Source organism: Vibrio sp. YT-19(2023), assembly GCF_033337395.1.
This window is the reverse complement of the sequence record NZ_JAWOQN010000293.1, coordinates 1-852: the sequence shown is the minus strand read 5'-3', so window position 1 is coordinate 852 and position 852 is coordinate 1. Positions and strand designations below refer to the sequence as shown.

The window sequence follows — 852 nt, the reverse complement described above, 5'->3', positions numbered from 1 at the left end:
TTGCCGAGCCAGAAGAGTTCGCTAAAGCGCGCACCGAGAAAGAGTGTTACGACGCATTCCAATCGCTAGAGTACGAAGTAAACACACTGCACACGGCAAACGGTCAAACGCCATTCGTTACGTTTGGTTTTGGTCTTGGTACAAGCTGGGCGTCTCGTCTTATTCAGCAATCGATTTTGAAAAACCGTATCGCTGGTCTTGGCAAAAACCGTAAAACCGCCGTATTCCCTAAATTGGTGTTCGGTATTAAAGACGGTCTAAACCACAAGGCAGAAGATCCTAACTACGACATTAAGAAGCTTGCACTTGAGTGTGCTTCAAAACGTATGTACCCAGACATTCTTAACTACGACAAAGTCGTGGAAGTAACGGGTTCATTCAAAACACCTATGGGTTGTCGTAGCTTCCTAGGTACTTACGAAGAGGATGGCGAACTTATCCATGAAGGTCGTAACAACCTTGGTGTAGTTAGCTTGAACTTGCCACGTATCGCGCTTCGTGCAAAAGGCAGCGAAGAGAAGTTCTATGAACTGCTTGATGATCGTCTACGTCTTGCTCGTAAAGCACTAGAAACACGTATTTCTCGTCTAGAGAACGTAAAAGCGCGCGTTGCACCAATTCTATATATGGAAGGTGCATGTGGTGTACGCTTGAAAGCGGACGATTCGATTGCAGAAATCTTCAAAAACGGCCGTGCATCAATTTCTCTAGGCTACATTGGCGTGCATGAAACTATCAACGCGTTGTTTGGTACTGAAGCGCACGTTTACGATGATGCCGTATTGCGTGAAAAAGCGGTCGCGATCATCAAACATCTAAAAGATGCGGTGAACCAATGGGCTGACGAAACTG

At 45.9% G+C, this 852-nt stretch carries 1 protein-coding gene; it reads left to right on the top strand.

Features of this window, described 5'->3' with window-relative positions; genetic code table 11:
- Nucleotides 1-852: anaerobic ribonucleoside-triphosphate reductase (nrdD, locus tag R7E78_RS25480; RefSeq protein ID WP_318058520.1), on the top strand; the 852-nt coding region annotated here is incomplete at both ends.